General features: G+C 48.5%; 15 protein-coding genes. 13 read left to right on the top strand and 2 right to left on the bottom strand.

What is annotated here, in order from left to right; genetic code table 11:
* The first annotated feature begins 13 nt into the window (after positions 1–13).
* From GKO28_RS00070 to GKO28_RS00060, 3 genes are all read left to right on the top strand, one after another.
* Complete coding sequence (locus GKO28_RS00070; RefSeq protein ID WP_182074954.1) at positions 14–367, top strand: DUF2750 domain-containing protein; 354 nt, start codon at positions 14–16, stop codon at positions 365–367.
* 265 nt (positions 368–632) lie between these two features.
* Positions 633–1,424 carry a PhzF family phenazine biosynthesis protein gene (locus tag GKO28_RS00065; protein WP_182074952.1) on the top strand — a complete coding sequence of 264 codons (792 nt, stop codon included), beginning with the start codon at positions 633–635 and terminating at the stop codon, positions 1,422–1,424.
* Between the two features lie 26 nt (positions 1,425–1,450).
* Positions 1,451–2,002 (top strand): GNAT family N-acetyltransferase, encoded by a 552-nt coding sequence (locus tag GKO28_RS00060; protein WP_203563784.1) that lies wholly within the window; start codon positions 1,451–1,453, stop codon positions 2,000–2,002.
* A 62-nt stretch (positions 2,003–2,064) separates the two neighbouring features.
* On the opposite strand, the gene GKO28_RS00055 is transcribed toward GKO28_RS00060, so the two are convergent.
* Positions 2,065–3,348 carry a Y-family DNA polymerase gene (locus tag GKO28_RS00055; RefSeq protein WP_203563783.1) on the bottom strand — a complete coding sequence of 428 codons (1,284 nt, stop codon included), beginning with the start codon at positions 3,346–3,348 and terminating at the stop codon, positions 2,065–2,067.
* Entirely contained in the window at positions 3,327–3,776 is a 450-nt protein-coding gene (locus GKO28_RS00050; RefSeq protein WP_182074950.1) for a LexA family transcriptional regulator, read from the bottom strand. Before GKO28_RS00050 ends, GKO28_RS00055 begins: the two co-directional genes overlap by 22 nt.
* A 54-nt stretch (positions 3,777–3,830) precedes the next feature.
* On the opposite strand from GKO28_RS00050, the gene GKO28_RS00045 reads away from it, so the two are divergent.
* The 10 genes from GKO28_RS00045 to GKO28_RS00005 all read left to right on the top strand — a co-directional run.
* Positions 3,831–4,427, top strand: coding sequence for an SOS response-associated peptidase family protein (locus tag GKO28_RS00045; protein WP_247646222.1), 597 nt, complete (start codon positions 3,831–3,833; stop codon positions 4,425–4,427).
* Between the two features lie 301 nt (positions 4,428–4,728).
* Positions 4,729–4,953 carry a DUF1376 domain-containing protein gene (locus GKO28_RS00040; RefSeq protein WP_182074948.1) on the top strand — a complete coding sequence of 75 codons (225 nt, stop codon included), beginning with the start codon at positions 4,729–4,731 and terminating at the stop codon, positions 4,951–4,953.
* A 410-nt stretch (positions 4,954–5,363) separates the two neighbouring features.
* The gene (locus GKO28_RS00035; RefSeq protein ID WP_182074946.1) at positions 5,364–6,770 is read left to right on the top strand and encodes a hypothetical protein; all 1,407 of its coding nucleotides are present in this window, start codon (positions 5,364–5,366) and stop codon (positions 6,768–6,770) included.
* A 170-nt stretch (positions 6,771–6,940) separates the two neighbouring features.
* A complete protein-coding gene (locus tag GKO28_RS00030; protein WP_203563782.1) occupies positions 6,941–7,909 on the top strand; it encodes a DUF4145 domain-containing protein in 969 nt (322 codons plus the stop codon).
* Positions 7,890–10,487, top strand: a complete 2,598-nt coding sequence (gene hsdR, locus GKO28_RS00025) for a type I restriction-modification system endonuclease (protein ID WP_203563781.1) — start codon at positions 7,890–7,892, stop codon at positions 10,485–10,487. The genes GKO28_RS00030 and hsdR overlap by 20 nt, the downstream gene beginning before the upstream one ends.
* A 126-nt stretch (positions 10,488–10,613) precedes the next feature.
* On the top strand, positions 10,614–11,771 hold the full coding sequence (locus tag GKO28_RS00020) for a Fic family protein (RefSeq protein ID WP_182074931.1): 1,158 nt from the start codon (positions 10,614–10,616) through the stop codon (positions 11,769–11,771).
* Positions 11,768–12,844, top strand: a complete 1,077-nt coding sequence (locus GKO28_RS20755; protein ID WP_374220694.1) for an N-6 DNA methylase — start codon at positions 11,768–11,770, stop codon at positions 12,842–12,844. Before GKO28_RS00020 ends, GKO28_RS20755 begins: the two co-directional genes overlap by 4 nt.
* The gene (locus GKO28_RS20750; protein ID WP_282099175.1) at positions 12,825–13,229 is read left to right on the top strand and encodes a hypothetical protein; all 405 of its coding nucleotides are present in this window, start codon (positions 12,825–12,827) and stop codon (positions 13,227–13,229) included. The genes GKO28_RS20755 and GKO28_RS20750 overlap by 20 nt, the downstream gene beginning before the upstream one ends.
* Positions 13,226–13,432, top strand: a complete 207-nt coding sequence (locus tag GKO28_RS00010) for a hypothetical protein (protein WP_182074929.1) — start codon at positions 13,226–13,228, stop codon at positions 13,430–13,432. The genes GKO28_RS20750 and GKO28_RS00010 overlap by 4 nt, the downstream gene beginning before the upstream one ends.
* Positions 13,433–13,527: 95 nt before the next feature.
* Positions 13,528–14,545: restriction endonuclease subunit S (locus tag GKO28_RS00005; RefSeq protein WP_182074927.1), on the top strand; the 1,018-nt coding region annotated here is incomplete at its 3' end.

Raw genomic sequence — 14,545 nt, 5'->3', positions numbered from 1 at the left:
GGAGGCTAAATTAATGAATTTACATCTCGTTTCAGATTTGCATGATAACTATGTGCGCTTCATTAAGAAGGTTCGTGAGTCTAAAATCGTTTGGGGTTTGAAATCTGAGAATGGCTGGGCTAATTGCGACTCAAATGAGTTTGACTGCCAAGTTTTACTTTTTTGGTCTGAGCAGGCTTACGCAAAGCGGCATGCAAAAGCAGAGTGGGCGAACTATCAACCAGCAGAAATCGAACTTAAATCATTTATAGATAATTGGCTTAATGGAATGCATAAAGATGGCCTGCTTGCTGGAGTTAACTTCAATGCCGACCTTGCAGGTTTGGAAGTCGCCCCCCTTGAGTTAGCAAGCTTACTAATTGACTAGAGTGGCTCCTTTGGGTCGGGAGCGGGCACATTTCGTGTGCATGATGTTGGCCACTAGCGGCAGCCAGCCAAGAGTGTAAAAACGGTTGTTAGTGCAAAGGTAAATCCTAGTTAGATGTCTGATTTAGTTGGTTACGCTAAACTTTCCTTCAACGGTTGATCGCTTATAAAAAATCAACAGACTAGGAGAAAAATAGAGCTAGACCTCATCTTGAATAGAATTAGGCCTCAACGTGAGGTCTACTTAATAATTAAATAGGGAAGGTATGAAGTTAAATATAAACATAGTAGACGCGTTTACTACGAAACAATTTAGCGGAAATCAAGCCGCTGTAGTCTTGCTTGAGAGCTGGCTTTCTGCCGAACTTATGCAAAGTATAGCAAGTGAAAATAATTTATCAGAAACTGCATTTGTTGTATGTAATTCTTCTGGAATTTATGAAATTCGCTGGTTTTCTCCTATTAAAGAAATTGATTTTTGCGGTCATGCAACTTTGGCCAGTGCATTTGTAATTTTCTCAACGAGCACTGTTATATCTGAAATTACATTTTGGGCTGAAGCTGTAGGAAATGTAATTGTTAACCTGAGGGAGAATGGTCTAATTGAAATGGCGTTCCCAAATAGAGAGCCTGTTGAAATCACAGAAATTCCAGAAAATTTGAAGGAAGGTCTATCAATGCGTCCAATTGCGTATCTAAAGAATCAACAGGCTTACTTTGCAGTAATGGAGAATGAAGAGCAGGTTAAACTTGTTGTGCCTGATTTGGAAAAATTGAAAACACTAGGGCCACTCGACGTAGTAGTTACTGCAAGGAGTAAAGAGTTTGATTTTGCATCTAGGTATTTTTGGCCTGCGAATGGTGGAGTTGAAGATCCAGTAACGGGTTCAATTCATGCGGGTCTTGCACCTTATTGGGCTAAAATACTTAATAAGCAAGAACTGGTTGCCTTACAGGCTTCAAGTCGTTCTGGCGTGCTCTATTGCAAAGTTGAAAATTCAAAAGTTTTCGTTTCTGGTTTCTGTGTTAGCTATCTCGAAGGCACAATTAATATTTAACAAGTCTCCGCAACACGGTGGGCTAAATGAAATGCAGCCCAATTAAAAAAAGAATTTTGTTTATACAAAAGGTGCCAATGCGTGTTGAATTAGTTTCAGAAGCTCAGCACGAGTCTTTAGTTGACCTGTTGCTTGAGCTTCACACTTTCTACAATGATGGCTCAGAGCTTTCTCGCTTGGTTGTTCAAGAGCATTTGCTTCAAAATATCTTGGCGCCTATGTCACCGCTTCGTTTAGTAGTTGCTTGTAGTGATGAGGGTACTGTTGTCGGTTTCGCCGCCATGACATTGACCTATTCGCTTGTCGATCCGATGCCGGAGAAAAACCGACAAGTACAACTAAAAGAGCTCTATGTACTCTCAGGCCGAAGATGCCTTGGGGTTGGCAAAGCTATTTTAGCTTGGGTTGCTCAGTACGCATTAGATAACGGCTGTTGTCGAGTGGATTGGCCGGTCAAATCATCCAACACCCAAGGCATCTCTTTTTACGAAAGTCTTGGTGCCGAGCGGGTTACAGAAAGACTCAGCTATAGGCTCGATGGGCTACGCTTGAGAGCGCTAGCATCCATGCAAGAGTGACATATAACGGGGCTTTAATTTTGTAATGCGATGGCAAGCTGTCACGCCACATTTCTTCAAATTTATCGAGCAATCGGCAAATCCGTCCACCGCGTGGTCCAATACGGCGATAAGGTTTTTTGGCGCATTTTCCAGCCGTGATTAAATCCTGCACTGGCAACACGGATTGAGCCGCGTCCCCATTGGCGATTGATGTCGTCCATCACTTTATTGAGTGCCGCACGTTTGATGGGGTCGGCGGTTTGTAGAAATAGATGGCCTTGGACTGCCGTTCTGGGTTGCAAGTCACACAGCATTACGCCTGCTTTGGCGTAGGCAAATCCCGTTCGATAAATACGTTTGAGCACCCATAGCGCGGCGCGAGTCAGCAGTAGCGTATCGTCGCTGGCTTGCGTGAGCGGAACGAGGATGTGCTGGCTGTATTGTGGGTCTTTAGGGCGAAATGGGTTGGTGCGTATAAACACCGCCAAACTGCCTGCGAGTGAGCCTTGTTGACGTAGTTTTTCAGCCGCGCGAGCGATGTAGGTGCTGATGGCTTCACCTAATTCTTGCTCGGTATAAATCGCTTGGCCAAAGCTGCGTGAACACAGGATTTGCTGTTTGTCGGGTGTCGATTCTTCCAATTCAATACTGGGTATGCCGCGTAGTTCATGCACGGTGCGTTGCACGACAATGCTGTAGCGTTGGCGTATCTGGTCAGCGTTGCTGGCCCTTAAATCCGCGATGGTATGTATCCCTTCCTGCGCCATGCGCTCTGATATTCGGCGACCAATACCCCATACGTCACCCACTGGCAAAGCCTGCATTTGCGCGTCTTGTTGGTTGGGGTTGAGTTGCTGCCATGCACACACACCATTGAATGGCGCTTGTTTCTTGGCGATGTGATTAGCAAGTTTGGCGAGCGTTTTGGTTGGCGCAATGCCAACGCAGACGGGTAAGCCCGTCCATTGCAATACGGTGCGGCGAATGTCTTGCGCTATTTCAGTATGGTCTTGCAGCAAGCCATCAAAACTCAAAAAACATTCGTCGATGCTGTAAATCTCTTGGTTCGGGCTAAAGCGGCTGAGTATGGTCATCACCCGATGGCTCATATCGGCATACAGCGCGTAATTGCTGCTACGAGCGATGATGCCTTCTTGCTGCGCAAAGTCTAGCAGTTGATGCCATGGTGCTGCCATTTTGATGCCCAGTGCTTTGGCTTCGCTGCTGCGCGCCACTACACAACCATCATTGTTCGAGAGCACCACCACGGGCTTACCCATCAGCTTGGGCTCAAATACCCGCTGGCACGATACATAGAAATTGTTCACATCGACCAAGGCAATCATCGTGGCCTCGCTATCCACGCTGTCACCACGCCCCAAATTGATAACTCTTGCTCGTCGCCCAATACAATCGGCGGATAGGCTGGATTTTCAGCAATCAAAGCCAAGCGTGCGCCACGGCAGTACAAGCGCTTCACGGTAAAATCACCATCAATCACCGCCACAACAATATCGTCGTGCTTGGCGCTCAATGCGCGGTCAACAATCAGCGTTGCGCCATCAGGGATGGAGCGTTCGGCAAGACTACTGACCATGCTGTCACCTGCAACCGTAAAGTAAAAGGTTGCCTCAGGATGCTGCACATAGCGCTGATTCAAATCGACACGCTCTTCGGCCCAATCTTCGGCTGGCGACGGGAATCCCGCCGAAACCGAAACACCCATAACAGGTAAATAGAGTGACTTTGCTTCAAGTGCAGCGGGGATTGGCGGGTGCAAATGCAATGACATGAGTTATCCTGAAACCATCTGAATCAGAATATTATAGAACGAACGTTCTTTTTTATGTGCGTAAATTACATTCCAATTCCTAAACGGTTAGTGCTTAGCCAATTTGCCGCGATTGAGCCCAAGGCCGACTGGCCCGATGAAGTGTGGCAAGACTACGCTGCGCCGATGATTGTGCATGGCCGCCAAGGTCGACAAGCTGTGGTCGCGAACTACGGATTTTTGCCCAAGGCCCAACTACCGCAAGGTGCGCGCTATAGCACCATGAACGCCCGTGCCGAAACCATAGGCCAACTCAAAAGCTATCAAGGCGCATGGCAACGCAGCCAGCTTTGTCTGGTGCCGATGATGGGCTTTTTTGAACCGTGTTATGAATCAGGCAAAGCGGTAAGGCATCAAATCAGCTTGCTCAATGATGCGCCGTTTGCGGTGGCCGGATTGTGGCGCGCATGGGAAGAAGAAAATGGCCGACGCAGCTATTCGTTCACGCAAATCACCATCAACGCGGATGAGCATCCGCTGATGAAACGCATGCACAAACCAAACGATGAAAAGCGAAACCTAGTCATCATTCCCGAGGCCGACTATGACGCGTGGCTGAGTTGCAAAAGCCCTGAGCTAGCGCGAACGTTTTTAAAGAAATTATCCAGCTGAATTGATGCGCGCGGATGCCTTACCGCAAATTCGGTCACACCTCATACCCTCACCGCAGCAATCTTTGTTTTGATTGCTGAAGACGTGGCTTCAATATCTTTTGGTTAAAATTTAATCAAAAATACAACGGAATTTATTAACGAAGTTGACGCGCTTGATATGTCAAACGTAAGATTTTGCTATAGTTGGGGATCAACCTCATCCAGAACTCATAATAATCGTTATCCGCCAAGCCCGCTTTTGCGGGTTTTTTCGTTTCTAGCCCTGCCATCTTGGTGGGGCTTTTTTTTGGGAGCAATTTATGGAAACGCTACAAGATAGCCTGAATAACACATGGGGGCTTTCAACCGAGCAGATTGGGGCTTATTACTTGCTACTAACGGCCAGCCGAATTAATGGCGGCATTCCGAATAACGACAAAATCTTGCAGCAAATCACAAGATTATCGGCCTACCAGTGGAAAAAACATAAGCCCGTTTTGGCGTCGTATTTCAATGTGACGAGCACTAACTGGCAACCAAAGTAGTCATTAAATTTTCGGGTAATTACGAGTAACCAGTAGCACTAAGGCGACCTTTGGGTTGCCATTTTTTTTGGTAAATTTGAATGACACAACTTGCTCGCCAAACCCAAAATGTAAAGTCTATTCATCCCAAGCGCCGCAAGGGTTTGAATAGCCCTAGCAAAAAGGGGTTTAAACCTAGTGGTTTAGCTTCTGGTTTAGCTTGTGATACACCCGACCCCAAAAATCCACGGATGAAAGTCCGAAATGAAATCACCGAGGTCGCATCGAGCGCAAAGAAATTTCGACAAGTTTTTAAACCAATCTGGCAAGGCATTGAGCAAGTATTCAATGAAGGATTGGCAACATCTAAGCGACCTATCGCGATTGTGGTTCGGTTTACAACCCTCAATAATGAAAGCATATCGAAGGTCATGAAAACCTTGTCAGGGCGCATGTTACGGAAAGGGGCGAGAATGCACTATGTCTGGTGTCATGAGATTAGGTCGCATGATTATGAAGGGGTTGAATGTGACTATGAGCATTATCATGTGATATGTATTTTGGATAAATCCGTGCATACGTTAGCTAAGTTTTATGCGATATGCACTGATTTGCAAAAAACTGGCTGGCTAGATAGTTTCCACCTTAGCAAGGACGCGGGCTCAACAAAAGTACACGATTTAAAGACCGTAGAGGGTTATCAGGAGGCAAAGTGGCATGCGAGCTACATCGCAAAAGTAGAAACCAAAATACCTACTCATGGTCGACGATTGTATGGGCGTTCAAAGATTAACCATCACGATTTAATGCCATTGCCCACTAAACATAGACTTAAACCTCTCAATGACCGCGAGTTAGATGGGGAGGTTGATTTTATTCAAGCATGCCATGTCGATGACTTGAATCATTTGGCAACAAAACACATAGCGAATACACAAACAACCACGCAACATCAAACCGCCACTTCGGCGGTTTTTTTATGTCGAGAGGAAATGAATATGACGAGTAAATCTAGTCAGCAGCCAGTAAAACATGGCACAAATGCAAAGCCAGATAGCGAACGCTACCGCAATGACCGTGCAGGCAATGCAATTGACTGGAGCTCGATAGAGCGTGATTTTATCGCCGGAATATTGTCGATTCGAGCGATTGCATCAGGTGCAAATATTGCTGACATCACCGTTCGGCGCAAAGCTTCTTTAGAAGGCTGGCAACGCAATCTCGCCCCGCGCGTATTGGCGACGGCTCAAAATTCAATGTTGATTGATATTGGTGATGAGCACAAAGAACGTGAACGACGCAAAACCCAGCAAGACAATGGTGCTGCGTTCAGTCATCACGGCGTTCAGTCCTTGCTGACGCAAACCCTACGCGCGCGAGGCGAAAGTGCGTCCACATATGCCGATGATGGCGAGCAAGTCGCTTTAAGCGTATCGGGTCAAACCATCATCAACATAATGCGCACCCATCGGCAAGACATCGCCAAAGCGCGTGAAGTGGTGAACAAACTAATGCATGAATTACGACCAAACTGCTCGCTAAGCTTAACGGAGTTGCTCGAATTGGCATTCAATGATGACTATGATGAAAATACGCGGCAAATCTATCAAAAACTCGCCATTGAGCGCGTAATCAATCTAGCTGACCATGCAAGGGTGGCACGTGACTTGATGAGCGCGCTTAAAGTGGTCATCACACTAGAGCGACAAGCTTTAAGAATCAATGAAATGACCCATGACATAAATGCTCCAGCTCCATCCAGTACGCCACCAGCAACTATATCAATCCAAGCGCTAGAAGATATGCTGGCCAATGCAAAGGCCAATTTCGATCAGTAGTTAAAGCTATATTTTGAATAAAGTGTTGGATGCATTAAGTGTGCAGCAATAAAGCGCGCTTTTTGCATGAGCGTAAAATCGAGTGACTTTGGTCTTTTTCCTTGCTTCTCATTCAGCAAATGTCAGTTTTCGCGTAAAGTGGCGTGATATTGCTTAATTGAGTGCGCGGTGTGATTGAGAATAAATTTTCAGCTTCAAGTAATTTTGGCTTTCTAGCCGAACACTCCGCTTTATTGGTGCAACTTGCCGGAACGGCTGAACTCGTTTTTGCCTGTGACCCCAATACCACTCTGATTAAGCTACGCCAATTTGGCGAAGCCTTAGCGCAGGATTTAGCAGTGCGTTATGGTGTCGAGTTTGATGACAAAACGACGCAAAGCGACTTGCTCTACAAACTCAATCGTGAACTAGAGCCTGAAATCCGCACGCTATTTCATACGTTGCGCATCGAAGGTAACCGCGCAACGCATCAGTTCCAAACCCAGCACCGAGAAGCCATGGAAGGCCTCAAAGTGGCACGGGTGTTGGCCATTTGGTATCACCAAGCATTTGGCAAGCAAGGCGTCTCGTTTAAAGCAGGGGCATTTGTCGCACCAAGCGACCCAAGCGCAGAATTACGTGAATTGCAAAAGCAAATTGAACAGCTGCGTGGTCAACTGACTGATACCCAGCAAGCGCTCGATAGTAATCAGCAGTTGGCTGACCTCATTGTTCAAGAGAAAGAGCAATATGCGGTACTGGCATCCCAAATGGATGTTGAGGCCCGTACTTTCGAGGCAATGGCCGCTGAGCATGAAGCTAAGTACGCGCAAGCACAGCAAGAATTTACCGCGCAAATCGCCGCCTTGCAGCAGCAAATCAATAAAGACACCGCCAGCCAAACCCGCAAAAAAACCACTGCCGCCACCAAGCATATCGTGCTGAGTGAAGAACTCACCCGCATCATTATCGACCAGCAGCTGATTGCCGCAGGTTGGGAAGCGGATACGCAAATGCTCACCTATGCCGCAGGCGCTCGCCCCGAACGTAACAAAAACAAAGCCATCGCTGAATGGCCGTGTGCCGGTAAGCAGTCAGCTGATTATGTTTTGTTTGCGGGCCTAACTCCCATCGCCGTCGTTGAACAAGCGCGAGAATGAAAACGTTGCTGGCAAAATCGGGCAGGCTGAGCGCTATTCGCATCATTTCCGTATTGATGCGCAACACAAACCCGCATGGCAATTAGCTGGGTTGAGCACCGCATGGATTGATGGCGCTCATGCCGGCGATAAGGTGCTATTTCATATCCCGTTTGTGTATTCCAGCAATGGCCGACCATATTTCAAGCAATTGCTAGAGCAAAGCGGTATTTGGTTTCGCGATGTACGTCATCCTGCCAATTTGGCAAATGCGCTAATGGGTTTTCACGCGCCCGATCAGTTACTAGATTTACTCAAACGTAGTCGTGAAGACGCTGAAGCCCAATTAAAAGTTGAAGGCTTTGCGTATCTACAAGTGCGTGATTATCAGCAACGTGCAATTGAGTGCGTTGAAGCTGCATTGGCGAATAATCAACGTAATATTTTGCTGGCCATGGCAACAGGTACAGGCAAAACGCGCACTATCATCGGCCTGATATATCGTTTCCTAAAAGCCGAACGTTTCCGTCGAATCTTGTTTTTGGTCGACCGCACTGCCTTGGGCGAGCAAGCGTTAGATGTGTTTAATGAGGCGCCATTAGAGCAAGGTTTAACGCTCTCTAAGGCGTATAACATTGCCGACTTGGGTGATATGGCCGCCGAGGCCGAAACCCGCGTACAAGTCGCTACTGTGCAAGCGATGGTGCGGCGTATTTTTGATGATGCCGACTCGCCGCCGCTGGTGGGGGAATACGATTGCATTATCGTTGACGAGGCGCATCGAGGTTACACGCTCGACCAAGAAATGACCGAGGGCGAACAAGCCGTGCGCGACCAAGCACAATACCTGTCGCGTTACCGCCAAGTGCTTGAATACTTCGATGCCGTCAAAATCGGCCTCACTGCCACGCCAGCCAAACACACTAGCGATATTTTCGGTAAGCCGGTTTACACCTACAGCTATCGTGAGGCGGTGGCCGATGATTGGTTGATTGACCATGAGCCACCGATTCGTTATGAAACGCAACTGAGCAAACATGGCATCACTTTCAACAAAGGCGAAGCCGTTTCGGTGGTTGATACGCGTACGGGCGCAATTGATGTCGCTGAACTTAGTGATGAAGTGAGTTTTGAAGTCGAAAGCTTCAATCGCCGCGTGATTACCGAAGACTTTAACCGTGTAATTTGTGAAGAGCTGGCCAAAGAAATCGATCCGCTGGGCGACGAGAAAACCATGATTTTTTGCGCCACCGATGCGCATGCCGATATGGTGAAACGCTTACTGGATACCGCATTTAAAGACTTTTACGGCGATGAGTACAACGAAGCTGCCGTTAAAAAAATCACCGGCAAGACCGACAAAGTTAGCCAGATGATTAAGCAATACAAAAACGAGCGTTATCCAAGCATCGCCATTACCGTTGACCTACTCACTACGGGCATCGACGTACCCAAGATTTGTCACTTAGTGTTTATGCGCCGCGTTCGTTCACGGATTTTATACGAGCAAATGATAGGGCGTGCCACCCGCCGTTGCGATGAAATCGGCAAGACGGAATTCAAAATCTACGACCCTGTCGATATTTACGCCGCGTTAGAAGACGTCAACACCATGAAGCCCTTGGTGAAAAATCCCGACATCACCTTGGCGCAATTGCTGGAAGAATTAGATAACCCTGTCAGCTACACCACGCCAGCCGAACAACAACCGTCTAGCGATGGTGCAGTCCTAAGCACGCCAAGCAAAACACATGCTGATGATGTGCTAGCTGCAGTTAGCCAAAAGGTGATGCGCGTATTGCGCAAGGCCGAGAAAAAGTCTGACAAAAACCCAGCATTGAAAGAAAAACTCACCGAACTAGAGCAGCAGTGGGGCATAGAGCCAGCCAAAATGCACGCGCACTTGCGCAAGCTTGGACCCAAAGCCGCCGCCGACTTTATCAACCAAAACACGCGCCTGTTAGAGCAGCTCGGTGAGGTCAATGAGCTCATTGGCACCGATTACCGCCCCTTTATTGCGCACCACAAAGATGAGCTGGTGCTGCGCGAACAGACCTACGGCAAGTACGATAAGCCTGCCGATTATTTGGAAAGCTTCGCTGATTTTATAAATCGTTCGCTTAATCAATCAGCGGCGCTCAGTTTGGTGGTGAATCGCCCGCGAGATTTAACCCGTGCTCAACTCAAAGAAATCCGCTTACTGCTTGATGCGAACGGCTTTACCGAAAGCACGCTAAAAACCGCCTGGCGTAATGCCACTAATCAGGAAATTGCCGCCAGCATCATCGGCTACATTCGCCGTGTCGCCATTGGTGAAGCCTTATTGCCATTCGAGCAGCGCGTCGCCAATGCGATGCAAAAAATCTACACGCTGCACAACTGGACGACGATTCAACGCAAGTGGCTTGACCGCATTGCTAAGCAGCTCACGCATGAAATCGTTATCGACCGTGATTTCGTCAACCATGCTTTTGCCAAGGACGGCGGTGTGAAGCAATTAGAAAAAATCCTCGGTAACCAGTTACCGACCGTATTGGATACCTTGGCTGATGAATTATGGCGAACAAGTTTGCAAGCCAGTCAGCCGCAAGCCGCGTAGACAAGGTGCTAGTAGCGGTAGGTGCGTTTGTTGAAAACGCCCGAAAATAAAATTAACTAAGGCCTTATTTTATTTTTGTCGCCAAGTTAAAATAGCGCCCGTCTTATTTTAAGTTCAGAGAATTCAATGCAACGCGGAGTCACGGGTACTTTCACTTCAAGCATTGCCGGAGGTATTGCTTGCCAAGCATTTATACCCAATGCATTGCCGCCAATACCGCCACTATTGTTTGACGACAAGTTGCAAGCTCGCCTCAACGAAGCGCTATTGGCCTTGGGTCGGCTCGATGCCATCGCGACTTTACTGCCAGATACCCAGCTTTTCCTGTACGGCTATGTCCGCAAAGAAGCCGTCATGTCGTCGCAAATCGAAGGCACACAATCGTCCTTGAGCGATTTGTTGTTGTACGAAATGGAAGGCTTGCCAGGCGTACCGATGGACGACGTGCAAGAAGTTTCTTGTTACGTGCAAGCTTTGTCGCTTGGTGTAGAGCGCATTCGCCAAGGCCATCCGATTACCTTCCGTTTAATTAGCGAAGTGCACCAAGCCTTGATGACCTCGGGGCGGGGTATTCAACGCAGTCCAGGTGAGTTTCGTAAAAATCAGGTTTGGATTGGCGGCCATCGGGCTGACGAAGCGACTTTCGTACCGCCACCGGCTAACGAGCTCAATGCCTGTTGGTCGGCGCTAGAAAAATTCATCAACGACGACCCAACGCCAACGGCTGCCGTGATTAAAGCCGCGCTGGCGCATGTGCAATTTGAAACCATTCACCCGTTTATGGATGGCAACGGTCGATTGGGCCGCTTATTGATTCCGCTGATTATGGTTGAAGCGGGCGTACTCAAAGAGCCACTGCTGTACTTGTCGGTGTTCTTTAAGCAATACCGGCAAACCTATTACGAGCTGCTACAACAAGTCCGCACGCACGGTGATTGGGAGGCGTGGCTGCTGTTTTTTGTTGACGCGATTACCGCTACTGCCACGCAAGCCGTTGCCACCGCGCAAGCCTTGCAACGCCTACTGGCCGAAGACAAAGCCCGCCTTGCACCATTAGGCCGCATTGCAGGCTCAGCCACGCAAATTCTCGACGCGCTGTTTGCCAAGCCAGTATCCAACATCATCGCGCTGCAAGCCGCAACCAGCCTCACGCCAGCCACCATCGGCAAGGTACTCGACGCACTCGAAAACCTTGGCATCGTGCGCGAAGTCACCGGCCAAAAACGCAACCGTATTTTCGCTTATAGCGGCTACCTCACAATTTTGAATCAGGAAACACCATGAACAACAACGATATCGTCCAAAAACTTTGGAACCTTTGTAACATACTGAAGGATGATGGCATTAACTACAGCAACTATGTTACTGAGCTGGTGCTGCTGCTATTTATCAAGATGGAGTATGAGAGCACCCAAAGCGGTGTAATGGCGGCTCACAAGCTGCCTGAATACGCGCGTTGGAATCATCTGGCCTCATTGTCCGGCATTAACCTACTCAACGAATACCGCGCTATGCTGCTCAAGCTCAGCGTTCATTCGGACCCGCTAATTTCTGCCATTTACGCTAACGCCCAAACTAGCCTTCGCGAGCCACGCCATTTAGAGCTTTTGATTAAGTCTCTGGATAGCATTGATTGGTTTTCGGCAACGAAGGATGGGCTTGGTGATTTGTATGAAGGTTTATTAGAGAAAAATGCGACCGAAACCAAATCCGGTGCCGGTCAATACTTCACGCCGCGCCCGCTGATTGACAGCATCATCGCGCTGGTTCAGCCGCAAGCCGGTGAAACCATCCAAGACCCCGCCGCAGGCACGTCGGGCTTTTTGATTGCCGCTGATAGCTACATCAAAGCCAATACCGATGATTTGTACGACTTGAACGACAAGCAGCAAACCTTCCAGCGCACCAAAGCGTATCTGGGTATGGAGCTGGTGCCCGATACCCGCCGCCTTGCGCTGATGAACTGCCTGCTGCACGGCATGGAAGGCGACGAGCAAGGCGTAGTGCATCTGGGCAATACGCTCGGTAGCGCCGGTAGCCACTTACCGAAAAGCGACATCATGCTCAGCAATCCACCGTTTGGCACCGCCAAAGGCGGCGGCGGACCAACGCGGGATGACCTCACTTTTGAAACCAGCAATAAACAATTGGCCTTTTTGCAGCATATCTACCGCCATCTGAAAGACGGTGGCCGCGCCGCCGTCGTGCTGCCCGATAACGTGTTATTCGAAGCGGGCGTCGGCAGCGACATCCGCCGCGACTTGATGGATAAGTGCAATCTGCACACCATTCTGCGCCTGCCGACGGGCATTTTTTACGCGCAGGGTGTCAAAACCAATGTGCTGTTTTTTTACTAAGGTCAGCCAAAAGGCCGCCGCCAGCACCAAAAACGTCTGGGTCTATGACTTGCCTCGCGCCAATATGCCCAAATTCGGCAAACGCACGCCGTTTACCCGTGCTCACTTCACAGAGTTTGAAGCCGCCTACGGCAGCGACCCGCACGGCACAAGCGAGCGAAGCGACCAAGGTGAAGCTGGCCGCTTCCGTGTGTTTAGTCGCGACTGGATACGCGAGCGCGGCGACAGCCTAGATATTAGCTGGCTGAAAGACGACAACGCCGAAGACGCTGCCGACTTGCCTGAGCCAAGTGTTTTGGCACGCGAAGCAATGGACGAGCTAGGCGGCGCATTGGCCGAGCTGGAAGCGATTCTGGCTGAGTTGGGTGAAGAGGTGACGGAATGAGTGGGTTGCCGAATGGGTGGGTGAAAGCAAAATTAGGCGGTTTGTATTCCGCAGATGGATTGTTTACTGATGGTGATTGGATTGAAAGCAAAGACCAAGACCCGAATGGTGAAAACCGGTTGCTCCAATTGGCTGATATTGGCGATGGGTTTTTTATCGATAAATCTTCCGTTTCGTTAATAACGAAAAATTCTCTGCCTTAAATTGCACTGCAATTAATGAGGGTGATGTCTTAATTGCACGGATGCCCGACCCCCTTGGACGAGCTTGCCTTGCTCCAAAAATGCCTCAGCGTTGCTTGACGGTAGTAGATGTTGCTATTTTTAGAACTGGTAAAGCGGGTGTTCTGAATAAATGGTTGATGAATTGGATTAATTCCCCAGTTGTCAGAGCATACATAGACGTTAATTCCTCTGGAACAACTCGGAAACGGATTTCCAAAGGAAATCTAATTGCTATGGAGTTGCCAGTTCCTCCGCTCCCCGAACAAAAACGCATCGCCGACAAACTCGACGCGACCTTGGCGCGGGTCGATGCCTGCCGCGAACGCCTCGCACGCGTCACGCCGCTCCTCAAACGCTTCCGCCAATCCGTCCTCGCCGCCGCCACCAGCGGCCAACTCACCGCCGACTGGCGTGAGAAGCAAGGGTATAGCCATCTAGGTATTGATAATAAAGAGCTGCAAGGTTATACAAATGTGCACAATGTAGGTTGGTCTGACGAAGAACGTCCAATATCGGCGGTCCATGATGAAAGTTGGGCTCCAACCCCCGATGGATGGCGGCAAAAAGAGCTATCTGAGCTGTGTCACTCAATTACTGATGGCGACCACCAAGCTCCACCGCAGGCCAAAACAGGAATCCCATTCATTACAATATCTGCAATTAATGATGGTTTTTTGCGCTTAGAGAAGGCAAGTCGATATGTCCCAATAGAATATTTCGAACAATTGAAAGATAGCCGCAAGCCAAGTAGAGGGGACATTCTTTTTTCTGTTACTGGCTCCATTTGTATGCCAGCTTTGGTTGAAAAAAATACTAATTTTACCTTTCAGCGTCATATCGCAATTTTAAAGACGAATACCGAGCTGATTTCCTCTAAGTTTTTGTATTTCGTGTTGTCTTCGGAGGATATAAAAAAGCAAGGTCTCGCTGTTGCAACAGGTACAGCGCAATTGACTGTATCTCTTAAAGGTCTTAGAGCATTTCAAATTCGATTACCATCACTAAACGAACAAACCGAAATCGTCCGTCGGGTCGAAACGTTATTCGCCTTCGCCGACCGTCTCGAAGCCCGCCTCGCCAACGCCAGTAAAG

Origin of the sequence: Deefgea sp. CFH1-16 (genome assembly GCF_016881365.1) — a bacterium.
Taxonomy (GTDB): domain Bacteria; phylum Pseudomonadota; class Gammaproteobacteria; order Burkholderiales; family Chitinibacteraceae; genus Deefgea.
Note: the sequence above shows the minus strand (reverse complement) of the source record. Positions and strands in the feature narration are given on the sequence as shown.

Excerpts from the sequence above, each read along its gene's own strand:
- GKO28_RS00070 (WP_182074954.1), top strand. The coding sequence starts at position 14 with ATGAATTTACATCTCGTTTCAGATTTGCATGATAACTATGTGCGCTTC.
- GKO28_RS00065 (WP_182074952.1), top strand. The coding sequence starts at position 633 with ATGAAGTTAAATATAAACATAGTAGACGCGTTTACTACGAAACAATTT.
- GKO28_RS00060 (WP_203563784.1), top strand. The coding sequence starts at position 1,451 with ATGAAATGCAGCCCAATTAAAAAAAGAATTTTGTTTATACAAAAGGTG.
- GKO28_RS00050 (WP_182074950.1), bottom strand. The coding sequence starts at position 3,776 with ATGTCATTGCATTTGCACCCGCCAATCCCCGCTGCACTTGAAGCAAAG.
- GKO28_RS00045 (WP_247646222.1), top strand. The coding sequence starts at position 3,831 with ATGTGCGTAAATTACATTCCAATTCCTAAACGGTTAGTGCTTAGCCAA.
- GKO28_RS00040 (WP_182074948.1), top strand. The coding sequence starts at position 4,729 with ATGGAAACGCTACAAGATAGCCTGAATAACACATGGGGGCTTTCAACC.
- GKO28_RS00035 (WP_182074946.1), top strand. The coding sequence starts at position 5,364 with ATGAAAACCTTGTCAGGGCGCATGTTACGGAAAGGGGCGAGAATGCAC.
- GKO28_RS00020 (WP_182074931.1), top strand. The coding sequence starts at position 10,614 with ATGCAACGCGGAGTCACGGGTACTTTCACTTCAAGCATTGCCGGAGGT.
- GKO28_RS20755 (WP_374220694.1), top strand. The coding sequence starts at position 11,768 with ATGAACAACAACGATATCGTCCAAAAACTTTGGAACCTTTGTAACATA.
- GKO28_RS20750 (WP_282099175.1), top strand. The coding sequence starts at position 12,825 with ATGTGCTGTTTTTTTACTAAGGTCAGCCAAAAGGCCGCCGCCAGCACC.
- GKO28_RS00010 (WP_182074929.1), top strand. The coding sequence starts at position 13,226 with ATGAGTGGGTTGCCGAATGGGTGGGTGAAAGCAAAATTAGGCGGTTTG.